Here is a 17,389-nt window from a genome sequence, read left to right on the forward strand (position 1 = left end):
TCAGCGGCTGTAATTTTCGGCGAGCTTGGTGATGAACTCATCGACGAAAATATGCATTCTCGATACGATGGCCTTGATGCGGGAAGCCAGGTAGTTGTAGCCGAACAGCGAGGGGATCGCTACCCCCATCCCCGCCACTGTCGCCGCCAGGGCCGCCGCGATGCCGGGCGCAATGGCGTTGACATTGACATCACCGGCGGCTGCAATCGCCGCAAACGTGATCATGACCCCCATCACCGTGCCCAGCAGACCGATGAAGGGTCCGCCGGAGATGGCGATGGTGAGCAATACCATGAATTTGTTCATGCGCTGGACTTCTTCCACCAGCCCAGCATCCAGGCTGGCGCGAATCGCATCGAGCGATTGCGGTGACAGCGACTTGTCAATATGGGTTGCATCGGTATCGTCAAAACGATGCGACAGTTCAACCGCGCCAATATGATAAATACGGTACAGCGAGGAATGTTCGAACTCTTTCCCCAGCCCATGGGATTTGTCTATCACCGCCAGATCGGTCGATAGTTCGCGGAATTTGCTCATGAAGCGGTGATTGGACTTGTCCACCCGGTTAATGTAGACAGCCTTGCTGTACATCACCCATATGGCGATCATTAGCATGATCGCCAGGAAACCAATCGCAACCCACCCATCCACTGTCAATGATTTCAGGATAATGCCCAGGTGCGAGGATTCCCCGCCTCCCTCAGACGTCTCATCCTCGCCCAGCGTGACCAGTTTGCCGTCCTGCCCTTGCGCGGCCTGCACCGCGATCCAGGCCGCGTTGCGCGCCATGCCCGACACCTGCACTTCATCCATTTCACCCTGGAATCCAGCCCCCAGCGTTGCGCCGCCGGTTGGCAATGCGGCGCCCGGCGCTTCGCCCGCCGGTTTGCCGTCCACATACACGCGCAGTGCATCCGATATCGTTAATCCAAGGTGATGCCATTTGCCCAGGCTCAGCGCCGTATTTGACACCAGACTTGACGCGCCCGATTGCACTTTGATCATGCCGCGTTCCAACGACACGCGCAGACCCTCGGATTGAACGATGACGCCGTCCAGCGAGGCTGGTTTGATCCATACCGCGAAGCTGAATCCGCTGCTCGCAGTCACGGCGGGAAGCATGATGCTCTGCGATCCGTTGAATCCGGCGCCGCCGTTCGAGAAGGAAGCGACCACCCGCTGGGCGGAGGATTGCACCGCATGCAGGCCGTTTACGCCGCTGTCCTGGGGATTTCCTGCCGGCTCGGCAAAATGATAGATGACACTGGCGGCATCGTAAGTCGCCTTCGGATTTGCTGCGGAGGTCGCGTTCTCGTTACCGAAATAAAGGAATATTTCCGTTTGTGGCAACAGTTTGGGTACGTTAACCCATATCAGTGCCAGCTCATTTCCGACATCCCATTTTTCAAAATGGAATTTCAGTTCAGTCTTGTCATCCCCGGCGATCAGGCGCAGGTCGCTGCCGTTATCATTGGTCGAGAAAAAATCGAAGTTTCCCGTGTGCAAGCGAATTAGTACCGGCGCATCTGCTACCTCACCCGCTGGATTGGTCAGTGTGATTTTTTTGCGGCCTGTCCATTCGTCATTCCACCAAGCATGACTCGATAAAGAAACGGTACATAAAGCAAACGCAAGCAGGAACGCAACGGCACGCATGGGTCTATCAACCTGGATATAAAAGAGGATACAAATGAGCGGGAATTATGCACGTCCCAGATTACAGACATTAGTAGCGATCATGATCCAAACGCATCAAGACTATTCCCTGGACGATCGAACATGCTAAAGGTTGGAGAAGCAATATCCACGGCCATTCCAGGTAGGAATGGAACTAACGGCGCCTAGTCTGTTTGACTCAGACATAGCCTGCAATATCAATGTGGTTTTGTAACAAAAGAGCAATGATATCGGCCTACAAAATTTATCCCGGATTCCGATGGTTGGACAGGCGAATCTCACTCAAGAAGGTAAAATCGAGTGTCATAAATGTTCTCAACGAAACCTAGTGCTAGACTGACAAATGAGTGACCGACCGCCGGATCTGGATTTTAGCTTGAGCCGACGATTATCATCCCGTCAAAATCGAAATATGCCGCGAAGGTTCGCCCCGGCGAGGGGCGCAAAGAATATTTCTGGGTCAGGCTCCGATCTCTATTCCCCCGGCTTTGTGGGCCGGCTCCAAAGCCGGGTTTGCTCAGGTGATTCCGAGTGTTACTGACAGGCTTCTTGAAATGCGATTTTCTCGCTTTGATCTGTTCGGATTACCAATATCCTCGTTAAACTGAAAAAGGAAGCGGGTAGTGTGGGCGGTATTGAAGGGTTTATCGATCGTGGATATCACTGCAGTTTTTACGTACTCTGGAGCCCCGACATGTTTCCCAAAAATTTCACTTCCACACTAGCGGCTTTTGCTCTATTGGCTGTGTTATCCATCATTGCCACCGCCTCTTCCGCAAGCCGGCATGATGACGATGGGGACGATAGTCACCATGGTGAGTCGAGAAACAGCATGAATATTCAGCTTGGCCCGCGTCCCTTCTTCCTCGTCAATGACATGGGGGAGGGTGCTCTCCGGAACAGGCTCAAGCATTGCGGCGATGGCCCATTCCGTAAAACCGATTTCTCCATTGGCCACCGCGGCGCCGCTTTGCAGTTTCCGGAGCATACGAAAGAGTCTTACGAGGCGGCCGTTCGCATGGGGGCGGGGATCGTGGAGTGCGACGTGACCTTCACCAAGGACAAGGAACTGGTTTGCCGCCATTCGCAGTGCGACTTGCACACCACCACCAATATTCTGGATACACCATTGGCTGTGAAATGCACCAGGCCTTTCACGCCCGCACAGGTTGATGCCGCCGGAAACATTATTCAGGCGGCTTCGGCACAGTGTTGCACCAGCGACATCACGGTGGAGGAATTCAAGAGTCTTAAAGGCAAAATGGATGCCTTCAACCCCGCCGCGACGAGCGTTGCGGAGTATCTGGGCGGCACACCAAACTGGCGCACGGACTTGTATGCGGGCCCTACCAGCGGCACCCTGCTGACTCATAAGGAGAGTATCCAGCTTATTCAAGACGCTGGGCGTAAAAATGACGCCCGAACTCAAGAGCGCCAGCGTGACGATGCCTTATGACAGCGACGGTGATGGCGATGGCGACTATACGCAGGCACATTATGCCCAGCAGATGATCGATGAATACAAGGCGGCAAACGTCAAGCCCCAGAATGTGTATGCCCAGTCCTTCGACATTCGCGACGTGCGCTATTGGATCGCCAACGAACCGCAGTTTGGCAAACAGGCTGTTTACCTTGACGACGCCAATATCGTAGCTGAATTGCCCAACGCCGCGCAATTGGCCGCCTACAAGGCGGAGGGCATCAATATCGTCGCTCCGCCGATATTTGCGCTGCTGGATGTCGATGGCAACGGCAACATCGTGGCCTCCAGGTATGCCCGCCAAGCCAAAGCTGCGGGACTTGACATTATCACCTGGACCCTGGAGCGTTCCGGCATCCTGGCTGATGGCGACAATGACTTTTATTATCAGACTTTTGGTTCTGCCATCAGGCGCGAAGGTGACGTGATGAAAGTGCTGGACGTCCTGGCCAGGGATGTCGGCATCCGCGGCATATTCAGCGACTGGCCCGCCACCGTGACCTATTATGCTAATTGCATGAGACCCAGATAATCCCAGAATCCCGCGGTTCCTAGGGTACTGAGTAAGGCGCAGCGGCGCGAAATGGCGCCGTTGCGCGGGGCGAAGGGTTACGGAGGAGGCCAGCCTTGGATTACTTAGCGTAGCGCGACCTGGCAAGATCAAAAAGACTGAACACTCCAATCTGGCAGGCGCCAGGCTCGTCTGAGGCCTTTCACCGGGGGTTACGCCGCCTTAATCCGGCCTGCTACCGCTGTGGCGCGTGCGATGTGATCTGTCCAGAGCAAGGTTGGCCGGTATGGCAATACAACATTTGTAACATGAGAATATGAAAATAAGTTCATGGAGAACAAGTGTGTGTTCAATTTGGCACACAAACTAGACCGAGCATCCCGACACCCGCAAGGAGACATGATGAGCAGCGCCCTGCACCCCGATGGAAAAACCAATCCCTGCCGTACCAGCAGTAACGAGTCCAACAATCCGTCCCTCCATGATCTGATCGAAGCGCGCAAGCTATCCCGCCGGACTTTCCTGCAAGGTTCCCTGGGCATCACGGCGGTGGCTGCATTCGGGGGTTCTTTGTTCGATGGCCTGATCAAGTATGCCTATGCGGCGCCTGCTCCCCTGAACGGCATCGGCTTCAGCTCGGTGCCCGCCAATTTATATCTTTCGGCGGGGGATGACAAGGTTACCGTGCCTGCCGGCTACACCGCCCGGGTGCTAGCCGCCTGGGGCGATTCCCTCACCAATGCGCCGCACTGGGACCCCTCGGGCGCAATGACCGAAGCGACGCAATTGCATACTTTCGGCGCCCATATCGACGGCATGCACCTGTTCCCTTTCCCTGCCGCCGGCACAGCCGGCATCGCCAATATCCGCGGACTGCTGGTAACCAACCATGAATATGTCGATCCTCCCCTGGTCAATAATATCGTCCCCGCATCCGGCTACGCGGCCGCATCCATCACCCCTGACATGGTGCGTGCCCAGCAGGCCGCGCATGGCATAAGCGTGGTCGAGGTATGGAAAAAAGACGGCAACTGGGAAGTCAAGCGGCCATCCGCCTTCAACCGGCGCATCACCGGAAACTCTCCCTGCAAGCTCAGCGGCCCGGCCGCCGGTCACGATTTGATGAAGACGACCGCCGACCCCAGCGGCATGAACGTTCTCGGCACGCTCAATAATTGCTCCAATGGCTATACTCCCTGGGACACCTACCTCACCTGCGAGGAAAACTGGAATGGCTATTTTTCCAACGAGACCGGGGATGCGATCGGCGTATCAGATCCACAGCAAAAGCAGGAGATTCTCGCCGGCCAGGCACGCTACGGCGTGGTCAAGGGAGGTTCCGGCTATCGCTGGCACGAGGCCGATCAGCGCTTCCGCGCCGACCTCAACCCGAATGAGCCGCATCGTTTCGGCTGGGTGGTGGAAATCGACCCCTGGAACCCGAAGAGCACCCCGATCAAGCGCACCGCGCTGGGCCGCATCAAGCACGAAAACGCCTGGAGCGTGGTAGGCGCGGACAATACGCTAACCATATATATGGGTGACGACGAGCGCAATGAGTATCTCTACAAGTTCGTTTGCACCAATAAATACAACCCCAGGAACCGCGCCGCCAACCGTGATCTGCTGGATTCCGGCACGCTTTTCGTCGCCAGGTTCGATGCCGGCGGCAGCGGCATCTGGCTGCCCCTTACCTGGGGCCAGAACGGCCTGGTGCCGGAAAACGGCTTCGCCGACCAAGCCGAAGTGTTGATCAAGACCCGCCAGGCCGCCGATCGCCTGGGTGCCACCATGATGGATCGTCCGGAGTGGATAGCCTCGCATCCCGTGACGCGCGAGGTCTACATGACCCTCACCAACAACAACCGCCGCGGCAGCAATCCGCCCTCCAGCAATAACCCGGAGGGCACCACCAGCGCCGGCAGCGCCCGGCCGCCGGTGGATGCCGCGAATCCGAGACCGGACAACCGCTACGGCCACATCATCCGCTGGCGCGAAAGCATGGGCAAGGTGGACGCCACGGATTTCGAGTGGGATATTTTCGTCGAATGCGGCGACAAGCTTGCCCCGCAGCCCATCCACCGGGGCAACATAATCGGTGACGACTATGGCGCCCCGGATGGGCTCTGGTTCGACCAGGACGGCCGCCTGTGGATCCAGACCGACCAGATTGGCAACGCAACCGGCGACTGGGCCAATATCGGCGGAAACGTCATGCTGTGCGCCGACCCCTCCACGGGCGAAACCCGCCGGTTTCTCACCGCGCCGAAGAACTGCGAAGTCACCGGCGTCACCCATAGCCCCGATGGCAAGACCCTGTTCATCGGCATCCAGCACCCTGGCGAGGACTGGCAGACCCATTACACCGAGAATTCGACTTGGCCCGATAGCGGCATCAACGGCCCGACCACGGCCAGCGGATTCCCATCCGCATTCAAGCCACGTTCCGCGGTGGTAGTCATCACCAAGGACGACGGCGGCGTGATGGGTACTTGAACAGCCATTAATTCAACCTCGTGATGGCTAAAGCTATCGCGTCCCAAAGCAAAGGGGAAACTTCATGAAGCTGAAAGCCTTGTTTATAGCCTGCACCATAAGCCTTGCTCTACCGGCCCATGCCGCGCTTACCTCGAATGTCACCGATATTCCTGACCGGCAAATCATCGATTTCGAGAATTTTGACGGCTTTATCACCACCGGTCCCGAGATGGTTGCATCCGGCGTAAGCTTCACCGGCACCCCCGGTTCTGTCTTGGGCGCTTTCATTGCAGACCTGGGAAGCAACGGCTTGTGGGGCGCAGGCAATCATTTTGCCGGCACGGATATCACCGGCACCCTTAATTTTACCTTCGTCAATGGCCTCACTCATGCCGCCGGAGCCTTTCTCAACAGTTATAACGGCAGCCCCATTCTTATCAGCGTTTTGGGCGATAACCAACAAATCATCGAGTCTCATACCGTGAGTATCGATACACCGGATGGCCTTAATTCAGGAAATTTCTTCGGCATCACGCGGACGAGCGCCGACATTCGCTCGATTTCGTTCAGCGGACAAGGACTGGTGGCCGATGACGTGGCATTCGCGGCACTCGTCCCGGAACCGGAAGCGTACGCCATGCTGCTGACGGGATTGGCCCTTGTAGGTTGGATGGCTCGCCGCCCTCGCCGCCGTAAGACGACAGCAATAGGCAAATAAGCCCGAATCCGCCGGTTAACCGCTTGTTCTCCATAGTTAGGACTTTCTGTCCCTTGGCGGATTCGTCCGGGCGGGTTGCACTACGTTGGAAGCCGATGCAGGTTCAAGCTGGTCTGGAATGACGAAAGAACCCTAAGCCGCCGCCGGTTGCATCACCCCATTCTCATTCCTTCTATTCTCCGCGCCCGATCACCTCGGCTGAAATAAAGGTAGGTTTAAGCTTTCTCATCGCGTCGGCAGTCCGTGCGGCATCCGACAGATTCTGCGACAAAGCCGCCGTCGCCTTGGACACATCATCTCCTTGCGAGGTAGCACCCGAGGTGGTGGCGCTGACTGCGCTGGCATCCGCTACCGGGGTGCCGGTGGAAGTCCCGGCCACGGCAATGTTGTCCGCACCCAGCACGACCTGAGCGGCGATATTGAGGTTGTTCGCGCGGATGCCGGCATCGCCCGCATTCACCGTGCCTTTGGGCGCGATCAGATCGATATCGCCCGCGACCTTGCCACCGCCGCTGGAAAGCGCACCGATCCCGCTGCCGGCAGCGGCGCCCTGCAATTCCTGAACAACCTGGCCACTTGCACTCACCTTGATGATCGGCGGCGGCACCGCGGTCGCGGTCTTCTTGCCTTTGCCGGCGTCGATATCGCCCTCGCTCGACCACAGCAGTACATCACCCCCGCCCACGGTAAGAATGCGCGACTGATTGACCAGGATATTGTTGCGGGTGAATCCGCGCACGTTCCCGTCGGCCACCGTGAGCATGCCCAGGACATCATTGCCGACGGTATTCACCAGCACCTCCGGCGTATTGCTGAGACCGACGATCAGGTCGCCGCCCGGCACCATGAATTCGATATTGCCGCCGCGCTCGGTCTTGATGCGGCTGGCAAACAAGTTGATCTCTCCCTGGTAATTCTTGAAGCTGCCATCGTCATTCTTCTCGCGTATCCCCGGAAACACCAGCTCCAGCGCCGCATAGCCGCGTTCATAGTCTCCCGCGAAGGGGCTGTCGGGATTATTCGTGTCGCGACCGGTGACCAGCAAGGCGGTATAGAGCATCTCGCGCACCATGCCGCGCTGGGTATCCGTATCCAGCGCCTGTACCGCCTGTACCGCCGCCAGTGCATCGGCGCCGTTTAGATTGTCGTTGCCCACCAGCCAGCGCGCTTCCCATAGCAAGATATCATCCGGGTTACCGCCCGCTTTTTCCAGTTGGACGGCCAGCCGGCCGATCGTGCCGGCGTAGTCGATCCCCTGCGCACCCACCCCTGCCGCCACATGAATATCGGCGCCGCCCCTGGGCAATTCGGCGTTGTCGAGGTCGCCCCGGCTGACGATGCCCGCCGACGTCCCCAGATCGATATTACGTCCCGCGGTCACTTCCAGCCGTCCCAGGCCGCCCACCCAGATTTTAGCGTTATCTGTCCGGGCGTTTCCGGAGGTAAAAACCACATCCCTGCCCGCCACCACCTGGCTGAGATCGCCGGCATTGGCATGCTGTGTCAGAATACCCAAGTCGCGCACATCCTGGCCCGCACGTACACGAACTGCCTTGGCCAAATCCAGGTTGGGAGGCCCTTCCTGGTTGCCCCGGATATCCCCCACCACCGCGTAGACCCGTGCCGGTTGGGTATCGCCGGTATGCACGGGAACAGCGGCATGAGTAAGGACGAGATCCTCGGCTCTCAGTTGGGTATTCGGAAACTGAGTGTATTCTGTGCCAGGCCTGATCGCGTCCGGTATCAGCGCAGGATCCCGATCGCTCATAACTATACTCCCGGGGATATCGATCGAGTTAGCTGCCAGCAACGTCAATTGCGCGCGCGCCGAGGGACTCAGCACAATGTCGGTGACTCCGTCATTCAAGACAACGTCATTCTGAAACGCCGTGGCTGAGAGACTGGGTGGCAGGAAGGAAAGCAGCGTCGGTCGCCATTTGCTGCTGGAGATGTTGAAGTTGAGTCCTGGGCTATTGGGACCTTGGGTTTTTCCGTAGGCTTCCCGCATGTCCGCACTTCCCCCTCCACCGTTATGGAGCACCACCTTGCCCTCCAGGCTTTGCATATCCACGCCACTGTCCGCGCCGTAAGTCGAGAACAGGCTCCAGCTAGGGCTGTTTGCATTGCTGATGTTAAATACCGCCGCAACATTGCCGGAAGACTGAACCACCAGATGCGGATTCAGCACGGTATGAATATTGACGTCACTCCGCGCCTGCACCCGTGCCTGTGCGTCGCCCAGGGCCAGGATGGTGTAAAGCGGACTCCCGCTCAAGTCCTGTCCGCTGTCTATCTTGCCGCCCGCCTTCAGTACCAGTTCGCCACGGTCGGCATAATATTGGCCGCCCAGCACATCGCCGCCGGTCTCCACCCGCACATCGCCGCCGCCGGTTTTCACCAGTTGGCCGGCATCCGGCGCGGTCGCCGTCATGCGCGCCTGGGTGGGTGTGCTGGCGGAAACGTTTTCCACCTTGCCGCCGGCGGTGAGCGTGACATTGCCGCCGCCCAGCGCGCCAATCCCCTGCTGGAATTGGTCGAAGCGCACCCACCAGGCGGGCTGGAGCGTATATTCGCCCGTGGCATCATTCAGCTTTCCCTGGCGGAACAGCCAGTTGGAATAGAGTTGTTTCGAGGGTATGCCCACGATATCGCCAGCCGCCGCCAGGCTCACATCGCCGCCGCCCTGGCTGAACTGGGCATTGGCGGGGACGGCAAACCCATTGGCCAAGTCGGCAACACGGCCAGCGGTATAAATCGCCGCTTTTTCGTCAGCCAGCCGGATATCGCGCCCCGCCGCAATGCGGATGTCGCCGGTGCCGGTGCGCACCAGTTTGCCCGCCGCCAAAGTGACATCGCCGCTGCCCGCATTGACCGCCAGCGGATCGGCCGCATCGGCATCCGCGCCCGCAACCAGCCGGTAGCTCCAGGAATCTCCGGGCAACAGTGTGGCCGGCGTGGTGCCGCTGCTGAAGGGCGTCGCCACATTGAATCCATCCGACAGATTGCTGTCGAGATTGAGGTTGCCCGCCGCCCGCAGGGTCAGCATGCCCGGCTCCTCCCCCGTCCGGCTGGTACCGAGATTCCAATTATTGCTCAGTGTGAGATCGCCGGCCGAACGCACTTCAACCCCGGCGCGCACATGGAAGGCGGGATCGCCGGCCTTGCCCAGCCGCGAGGCTATCGCGCCGGCGTGGGACGCAAAATCGGTGTTGTCGGCGTTCACCGTGTCCAGGCTCAGCGTCGTGCCGCTGCTCGCACCGCTACCGGTGAGCGTCGTGATATTGTCGTAGATCTTGACTGCTTCCACTATTACCGATCGAGCGCCGCCGATGCCGCCGATGCCGCCCACGGCCACACCGCTGCCTGCGCCGCCGCCGGTGCGGGGCGCGCGCAGCACCACTTCTCCTCCCTCGCCCGCCTGGGCGCCCCCGCCCCCGCCGCCTCCATGCACGTCCAGGGTGCTGTCCGCGGCGAGATTCAGCCTGCCCGCGGTGGTGCCGATTTCGACATCACCGCCATTTTTTCCATTGCCGGTGGCATAGGCATCCAGCTTCGCGCTTGCCAGCACCGTCACGTCGTTCTTTGCGTAAAGACGGATGTTGCCCGCATCGGTCCCCGAGGCATCGACATGTCCCGCGACATCGAGCTTGCCGCCATCCACCGCAATATGGACGTTTTTTGCCTTGATCGTATCGGAGGCAGCCAGGCTGACATCGCCGCTGCGCACGCGCAGCGCTCTTGCGCCATCGAATACACCCTGGTTGAGCGCGGAGAAGTCCGTCAGCGCGCCCACATCCAGGTCGAAGCGCCCGCCCTCGCCCCGGGCGCCGCCGGCATCCGCCGCCGCCGAGCCTTGCAGGCTGCCAGCCGCTATGTCTGCCGTACCGTTAGCCGCGCGCACGATTACCTTGCCGGCGTCGCCGCCTGGTGCTGCGGAGACGTTCACCTGCGCGCCCGTTTGTACCACCACGTTGCCGCTATCGCTCGCCAGTTCGACGGTGCCGCCGGGCGAGGCACGCGCGACATCGAAGAAGGCCACAGAGTGCCCGGCTACATTCGCTACCGCATTCGGACCCAGCGTAAGATTGCCGGATGTTGCCGTCAGTTTTAGCTCCCCCGAAGGCAGTGTTGCCTCGGTATCGAACATCACGTCCGTGCCGGACAGCGCCCATTTCGCTCCCAGCGCAGTCACCGGAGCGAGCGCGCGGTCCGGCGCCGTACCGGCCAGGTTGAGCGAGCCGGTTGCGGCGAGGGCTTGGCTGCCCCCCTGCTCGCCGCTGATGCGCGCGACACTCAGGTTTGCCGTTCCGGCAGCAATATCGGTGCTGCCCGAGCCGCGCCCGATGAGCTCGTTGGCACGGATGTCGATCTGGGAAAATCCCTGGATGGCTTTGGCGCTTTCGCCCAGCACCAGTTTGTCCGCCTGTATCGCCAACACGCCGTTGCCGGGCGTGCCGCCGGCAGTGAATACCGATGCCACCGGGTTGGAAAGTACGATGCTGGTTGCGCGCAGATTTGCGGTTTTACCGCCGTTGTTCAGTCCGGCCAGCCCGGCGCCCTGCAAACTCAGGGCTTGCAGGGTCGGCTTGCCCTCGGCATTCACGCCGCCCACGCTGACATCGCCATACAGGTCAAAGGTGGTGTAACTTGTCAGCGTCAACGAATTCAGGCTGTTCAGGCCGTCAAGTTCGGCCTGACTGAATATCAGGCCTTGGGTGCCCGCCGGCGCATTGCCGAAATTGACGCGGGTTGCGCCTATCGTCAAATTTCCGGCGACCGGATTACCCTTGTCGTCGGCAAAAAGGGTGGTGCCCGTAAACGCATTCTGCAGCGTGGCATCCAGCGTGATCGAATTTGCCGAGCGGAGGGTGCTGCCGGCTTCGCCCGCCAGCGTGCCCACGCTGCGATCTGGGCTGCCAGTGCGCGAAAAGCCGGCGGACGTTGACGCGACCCGTACCAGGGCGCCATTGCCGGCGGTTTCGTAGCGGTTTGCGTTATTTGCGCCCCCCGCACCGGGCTTAGGGTCTTGCGTCTCGATGGCGCTGCCGGCTTTCAGAGTCAGGGTATCCTTCGCCGCCAGAATGATTTCATCGCCCTTCAGGGTGTGATTGGCGTCGTTGGCCAATGTCACTTCCTCGGCATTGACCGTGAGGAGCGTGCTGACCCCGTCCGGGGCGAGGCTGCGCGTGCCACCCAGGAACAGGCTGGCCGCGCCCATGGCATTGAGCGTGCTGGCCGCGATACGCGTGGCCAGCGGATCGATGCCTACGGATGGCGTGCCGTTGGTGATGGCGATTCTAGGCGCACTGATGTCCACCGCCGCCCCGCGGCCTCCCTCGGCTGCGCCCAGCTTGAAAAGGGCATCCAGCTTCAGCCCGCCGGCGGTATCGATGGAGAGAAGCCCGCCGTCCTGCGGGCGAATAGGGCTGGCGGCAAAAAAGTCCGACGCGCGGGTAAGCGTAATTTCCGATCGCTGCAAAACCTGTTCGCGGGTCAGCACTTCAAACCCGCTCCACAAGGCATCACGCGGACCGCCTGCGGGCGCCCGGCTGTCGGTGATATAGCCCGGCACCACCTGGGTACCCTCCTGCTTGCTGTAAGCCTGGCCCGGCAACAGATTATGCACGTCCGTGTCCAGCCTCACCGCATACGCGCCGGGCAGCAGCGCATAGTGCGCGGGCAGCAGGGTATACACGCCTGCCGGCAGGCCTGGTATGCCGGAGAGATACACGGCGTCTCCCGCCGCGCGGTCGAAGCCGGTATTCTCCTGCCTGTCGCCGGGGGCGAATCCGCTCGCATAGCCCGGCAGGATGGCATAAGTATGGGCATCGTTCAGGATGTCGCGCGAGCCCCCCGGCCCCACGCTGAACTCGTAGGCCTGCAAATCGCCGCCGCCGGTGAGATCCAGGGTTGCGCCGGCCTGCATGTCGATATTCGCCGCCTGGGTGCGTATGGATTTTTCGGCCAACGCAGGCTGGGGAATTTCCTGATCGGGCTTGTAAATCCAGCTGCGGCCATTTACCAGCATGCCAAACGGAATCAGGCTGCCGGGCGCGGCGGCGATCGAAGTCAGGCTGCCTTCCCTGAACGTCAGGGTATCGGTGGCGTTGAAAGCCAGTTGGCCGAACGGCGCCCACACATTGCCATCCTGCACGATATTCGCGGCCGTTACTGTAAGGCTGCCCAGGGCGGAGAGTGGCAGCGACGGCGGCAGGGTGTTGCGGCTGAACGTAACCGTCTGCCCCGGTGCCTGGATGTTGATTTGGCTATAGGTGGCGGGGGCGATCACCGCGCCACTGAAAAGCAGATCGGCCGCGCTCGCAAGCGTGCCTGTCGGGCGTGGCGAACCGCTGCTGCTTACCCCCGACAGCCTGACTTCCTGGGTGCCGTTCAGTTCGGCGCGCGCCATGCCGGTCAGCGTCAGGTTGCCCGCCAGTTCCAGCAGTTGCGCATCCGCCTTGAGCGTGCCGCTGCCGGCAACTGGTGTGTTCACTACATCCACGCGGTCTACGTCATAATTGCCCAGCCGCAGGGTTTGCGCCTTCAGCGCGGCGGTTCCTCCCGCCGTTTCGATGCGTGGCGCGTCGAACACCACCTCTTTCAACGGCAACGCCCGGTTGGTACCCAGATTCAGGTTGTCTTCCAGTCGGATGGCGTCGCGGCTTTTGAGCGTAATGCGGTCAAAACCCGCTGATTCAAGCGCTGCGGCGCCAAGCTTGGCCTGTCCGTTGAACCCAACAGGAATGGCGGTACCGGGAGTTAGGCCACTCATCTGTGACTGGGTGATTTGTGCTAAACTCAGCTGTCGTTCACCAACGGGATAGCCTTTCTCTGTAATATCTAAAAACCCCAGAATCAGATCGAACGTTCCACCGCGGTTGGATACACTGCCTGCTTGCGCCAGCATGGATCCGTTTAGCAGAATCCCCTCGCGGGCGATAATACTAACCGAGCCTGCGTCGCTGCCCACCCATTGCCCCAGCCCCCCCGCCTCATTCAGAATGTCCAGCCGCACCGGCGCAGCCCCCGCGACCTTGATGCTTGAACCCGCCTCGACCACGACATAACCATACTGCGCATTCAAAGTGATGGTACCGCCATTCAGGACTTCCCCTTGAGTCAGCCGCTGACTGTCGAGAAAAGTAAGCGCTGTACCGGATACGTCAAGCACCGCCTGCTTGCCCAGCCACAGGCTATTGGTGGCATTGAAATCAAAGCTCTGGTCATGGTCGAGCGTTGCCGTAATATCGCCGCCGGGCGCGCTGATGCTTCCTTGTATATCCAGTAGGCGTCCAGCCGACAGCGTGATGTTTGCCCTCGGATCAGCTTCAATGCGCGCGCCCGCGCCGATCACCAAATCACCTACCCCATCCGCGGTATTTCTTGCTGTCAGGCTCAAATTCGCGGGTTGGCGCACCAGGTCATCCAGCTTTACCTGACGCGTAAAATCCTCCACCCGGCCGCCGCTGGGGCGCAGGGTGTAGTCAGGCTGCAATTCCAGGCTGAGGACGGCCGGCTTGATGCGGACACCCTCGGATAAGGTCACATTGTCAATCCCCGCGAGATGGATATCGGCAAACCCGCCACGCTCAAAAAATCCGGTGCCCAGATTGGCTGTGCCGGCGGTGCTGTCCGGCGCGCCGCCGATCCGGATTTTATGGCTGGAAACGTTCAGCGTACCGCCTTTGCCGATGCCGTAGCCATGCATATTCTCTTCGGTGACACCTGATACCGCGTTGCCCGACAGGCTGATCTCGCCGCCGTTGCCGGCGATGACGCTGCCGCGGCCATCGACCCTGAGCCGGCCGCCGCCGGTGACATCCAGCAGCGTGTTTTGTCCCAGCGCAATATTGTCGCCTGCGGTAAGCGTGATTTTGCCGCCATGCACCAGCGCGACCTCGCCCGAACCCGCTGGCACGCCACGCAATTCATTCACCCAGGTCCCGCGAGCCGACAGTGTGACCCCATCGGCCACCACGATATCTAGCGGATGTGATGGGCGATCGGGTAGCTCGGGTAGCTCGTTTCTATGCGCATCGAGCACAACCGAGCCGCCTGGGGCCTCGATATCGGCGCCGACCGTTATCCCTTGGGCGGTAATGTGCACGCTGCCGCCTTGTGGGACACGTAGCGCTTCACGCACTGCTGCTGCCTGGTTACTGAAAATCCCCAGGTTGGCGACCTTATCCTTGCCCAGCAATGCGGGATTGAGGCTCAGGGTGTTGATGAGATCGGACGAGAGCGCATCGCCAAACTTGAATCCTGCCGGCAGGGTGGCGCCGCTGCCGCTCAGCTCGACCAACTGGTTCAGCTTGTAGTCGAGCCCGCCGGAAATGGGGTTAACCGCGGGGTCGTTACCCATGGTCAGGCGGGCACCGTCGGGCATAATGCCCAAGTCGCGCTGCACTTCGCCGACAATAGTGCGGCCTTGAATATCAGCCTGCATTACGCTCGCGCGCAGACCGATAACTTCCAGTGCGCCGGCGTTCTTGCCCTCGGTATAGCCGGGGTCATAATTGAAACTCTGTCCCAGGTCGATCATCTCTTTTATGTTCCAGCGGCCGAAGTCCTGCACATAGCGGGTGGCAATGCCGTCATAACGCACGTCGGCGCGGGCATTGGCGATGTCGGTCAATACGCCGCGGGACATGAGCAGCGTGGTAGGCACGCTGGCCGGGGTGTAATTCAGGCTGCCGCCCGACAGGTCGATCACCGCGCCGGATTCGATAATGACCTCTCCCTGAGAGTTCACGCGCACGGTCCCCCCCCTCGGTGGAGCGCTCGGCCACGTTCCGCTCCAGGCGCGCCTGGTAGGATTGCAGGCTATCCTTGGCGATGAGCGTGGGCTTGCCTGCGTTGGCGTTGGCCAGGGCGCGGTTGATGTCGACAAAAACCTTCTGGCTGCGCAGCGGGCCGTCGCGATTGACAGGGGAATCTTTCAGCTCATCCCCCCGCAGTTCGACTTCCACGCCGTTACGCGCCGTGGAAACGGCCACATTTTCCAAGCCGGCCACATTGATACGCGCACCGCTGGCGATATGAACGCGGGCGGCATCAGAGACGGGCGCACCGAACATCTGCGTGATCGGATCATTGGTAAATAGCAACCCTGGATTGTCCAGGGCGATGAAATTCACTTCACCCGCCGGCGCATTGATCACCGCGCTGCCTTCCATCCGTACATCCTGCCCCACCACTTTCACCTGGGAGGGGAGCACCAGTCCGGTGCCGGTCAGTCCATCCAGCACGCCGGTATTGTCGGATACGTCCGGCAATACCTCGGTCAGGCTGCCAGCGCCGAGTACCGCGCGGCCACCCCGCGTGGAATTGTCCTGACCCGTCGCCGCATCCTTCGCCAGCAGGTATACCGAGCCATTGGCAATCACCGAAGTCGTCGCCCGCGCGATGCCCTGCTGGTTGACCGCATACCCCACCATGGTGATGTTGCCGCGCGGCGTGCTCAGCTCGCCCAGATTGGTGACATGGCCGAGCTTGTCCAGGGCAGACTCTTTCAGCGCCACGGTCTGGCCGTCCAGCTTGCCATCCTTGACGCCGCTGTTGGCGGTTTCGAAATCAGCAAGGCCCACCGGGCTATCCACTTCCACCAGCAGGCCGCGCACATTGGAATCTATCGGCAGAGCCGACGCCGAGCGCAAAAATACCTTAGTGCCCGCTGCCGCGATCACCTGTCCGTCAGGCGATTCCACCGTGCCTTTGTTGATCACGGTCGGCGCGATCAGCATCACCCGGCCCTGGCTGCCCGCCGTGATGCGCGCGCCCTCGAACACCTTGATGAAGCCGCCTGTGCCCTCGAATTGCGGGCTCGTCTTCTGTGGAGTCAGGAAGGAATTGAGGATGAAGCTGTCGGCGATATCCAGGCTGCTGGCGGTGAAGCTGCCGAGATTCACCTGCGAGGAACCCATGAAGGCGATGCCATTGGTATTGACCAGGATGATATTCGCATTCTGGCCCGCCGCCTGGCTGATGATGCCGGCGATCACGCTGGGATCGTTGTCCCAGACACGGTTGAGCGTGGTGAAGTTCGCGCCTTGCACCAGGTTCTGCGCGGCGAGGCTCTCAACCTGCTGGAACTGCACCGAGTGGCCGGGGCTGACGTTAAAGCTTTCCCAATTGAGAATGGCCTTGTCGCCCACCTGGTTGACAATGGCCTGGTGGTCGTGGACGTGATAATTCGCCTGCCCGGCCGTGACGAAATCCGGTACCCCGCCGCCGCAACTGCCGCCCGCGCAAGGCACCGGCAACTCCGCCTGCGCAGATGCGCCCAGCAGCAGGCCGGTCAGCAGCAGTGTCGCGCCGCTTGCCGCCTTGCCACGGCTGCGTGCGGTTTCCGCCGCGGGAACGCGCATGCCCAGGGCAGCGCTAAAAATGAGTCTGTATAGTTTGCGATTCATATTGTCTCCAGCTCCTTCAGATATTGCACCGGGTAAACCCTATATCTGCGCATGGCGCTTTAGTTATCATTTTCTTTCTAAAAAAAACGTATGAAGCCGTATCCCGTGCC

7 protein-coding genes are annotated in these 17,389 nt (G+C 60.3%); 4 read left to right on the forward strand and 3 right to left on the reverse strand.

The genetic code is table 11. From position 1 onward, the window contains the following. Positions 1-1,659: a DUF2341 domain-containing protein gene (locus SQ11_RS04680; RefSeq protein WP_041513002.1), complete on the reverse strand. Its 1,659-nt coding sequence runs from the start codon at positions 1,657-1,659 to the stop codon at positions 1-3. Between the two features lie 715 nt (positions 1,660-2,374). Here SQ11_RS04680 and SQ11_RS17815 point away from each other — a divergent pair. From SQ11_RS17815 to SQ11_RS04695, 4 genes are all read left to right on the forward strand, one after another. Then, positions 2,375-3,136 (forward strand): glycerophosphodiester phosphodiesterase family protein, encoded by a 762-nt coding sequence (locus SQ11_RS17815; RefSeq protein WP_232297896.1) that lies wholly within the window; start codon positions 2,375-2,377, stop codon positions 3,134-3,136. After that, positions 3,093-3,692 (forward strand): hypothetical protein, encoded by a 600-nt coding sequence (locus SQ11_RS17820; RefSeq protein WP_232297897.1) that lies wholly within the window; start codon positions 3,093-3,095, stop codon positions 3,690-3,692. The genes SQ11_RS17815 and SQ11_RS17820 overlap by 44 nt, the downstream gene beginning before the upstream one ends. A 381-nt stretch (positions 3,693-4,073) precedes the next feature. Further along, on the forward strand, positions 4,074-6,167 hold the full coding sequence (locus tag SQ11_RS04690; RefSeq protein ID WP_041513003.1) for a PhoX family phosphatase: 2,094 nt from the start codon (positions 4,074-4,076) through the stop codon (positions 6,165-6,167). Positions 6,168-6,231: 64 nt separating this feature from the next. After that, entirely contained in the window at positions 6,232-6,867 is a 636-nt protein-coding gene (locus SQ11_RS04695; RefSeq protein WP_052493991.1) for a PEP-CTERM sorting domain-containing protein, read from the forward strand. 172 nt (positions 6,868-7,039) lie between these two features. Here the strand turns inward: SQ11_RS04695 and SQ11_RS04700 are convergent, their stop codons facing one another. Together SQ11_RS04700 and SQ11_RS18145 are read right to left on the reverse strand one after the other, a co-directional pair. After that, positions 7,040-15,517 (reverse strand): filamentous haemagglutinin family protein, encoded by an 8,478-nt coding sequence (locus tag SQ11_RS04700; protein ID WP_306463963.1) that lies wholly within the window; start codon positions 15,515-15,517, stop codon positions 7,040-7,042. Continuing rightward, positions 15,462-17,279 carry a filamentous hemagglutinin N-terminal domain-containing protein gene (locus SQ11_RS18145; RefSeq protein WP_306463962.1) on the reverse strand — a complete coding sequence of 606 codons (1,818 nt, stop codon included), beginning with the start codon at positions 17,277-17,279 and terminating at the stop codon, positions 15,462-15,464. Before SQ11_RS18145 ends, SQ11_RS04700 begins: the two co-directional genes overlap by 56 nt. Positions 17,280-17,389: the final 110 nt, after the last annotated feature.

The organism is Nitrosospira sp. NpAV (assembly GCF_000832065.1).
Taxonomy (GTDB): Bacteria; Pseudomonadota; Gammaproteobacteria; order Burkholderiales; family Nitrosomonadaceae; genus Nitrosospira.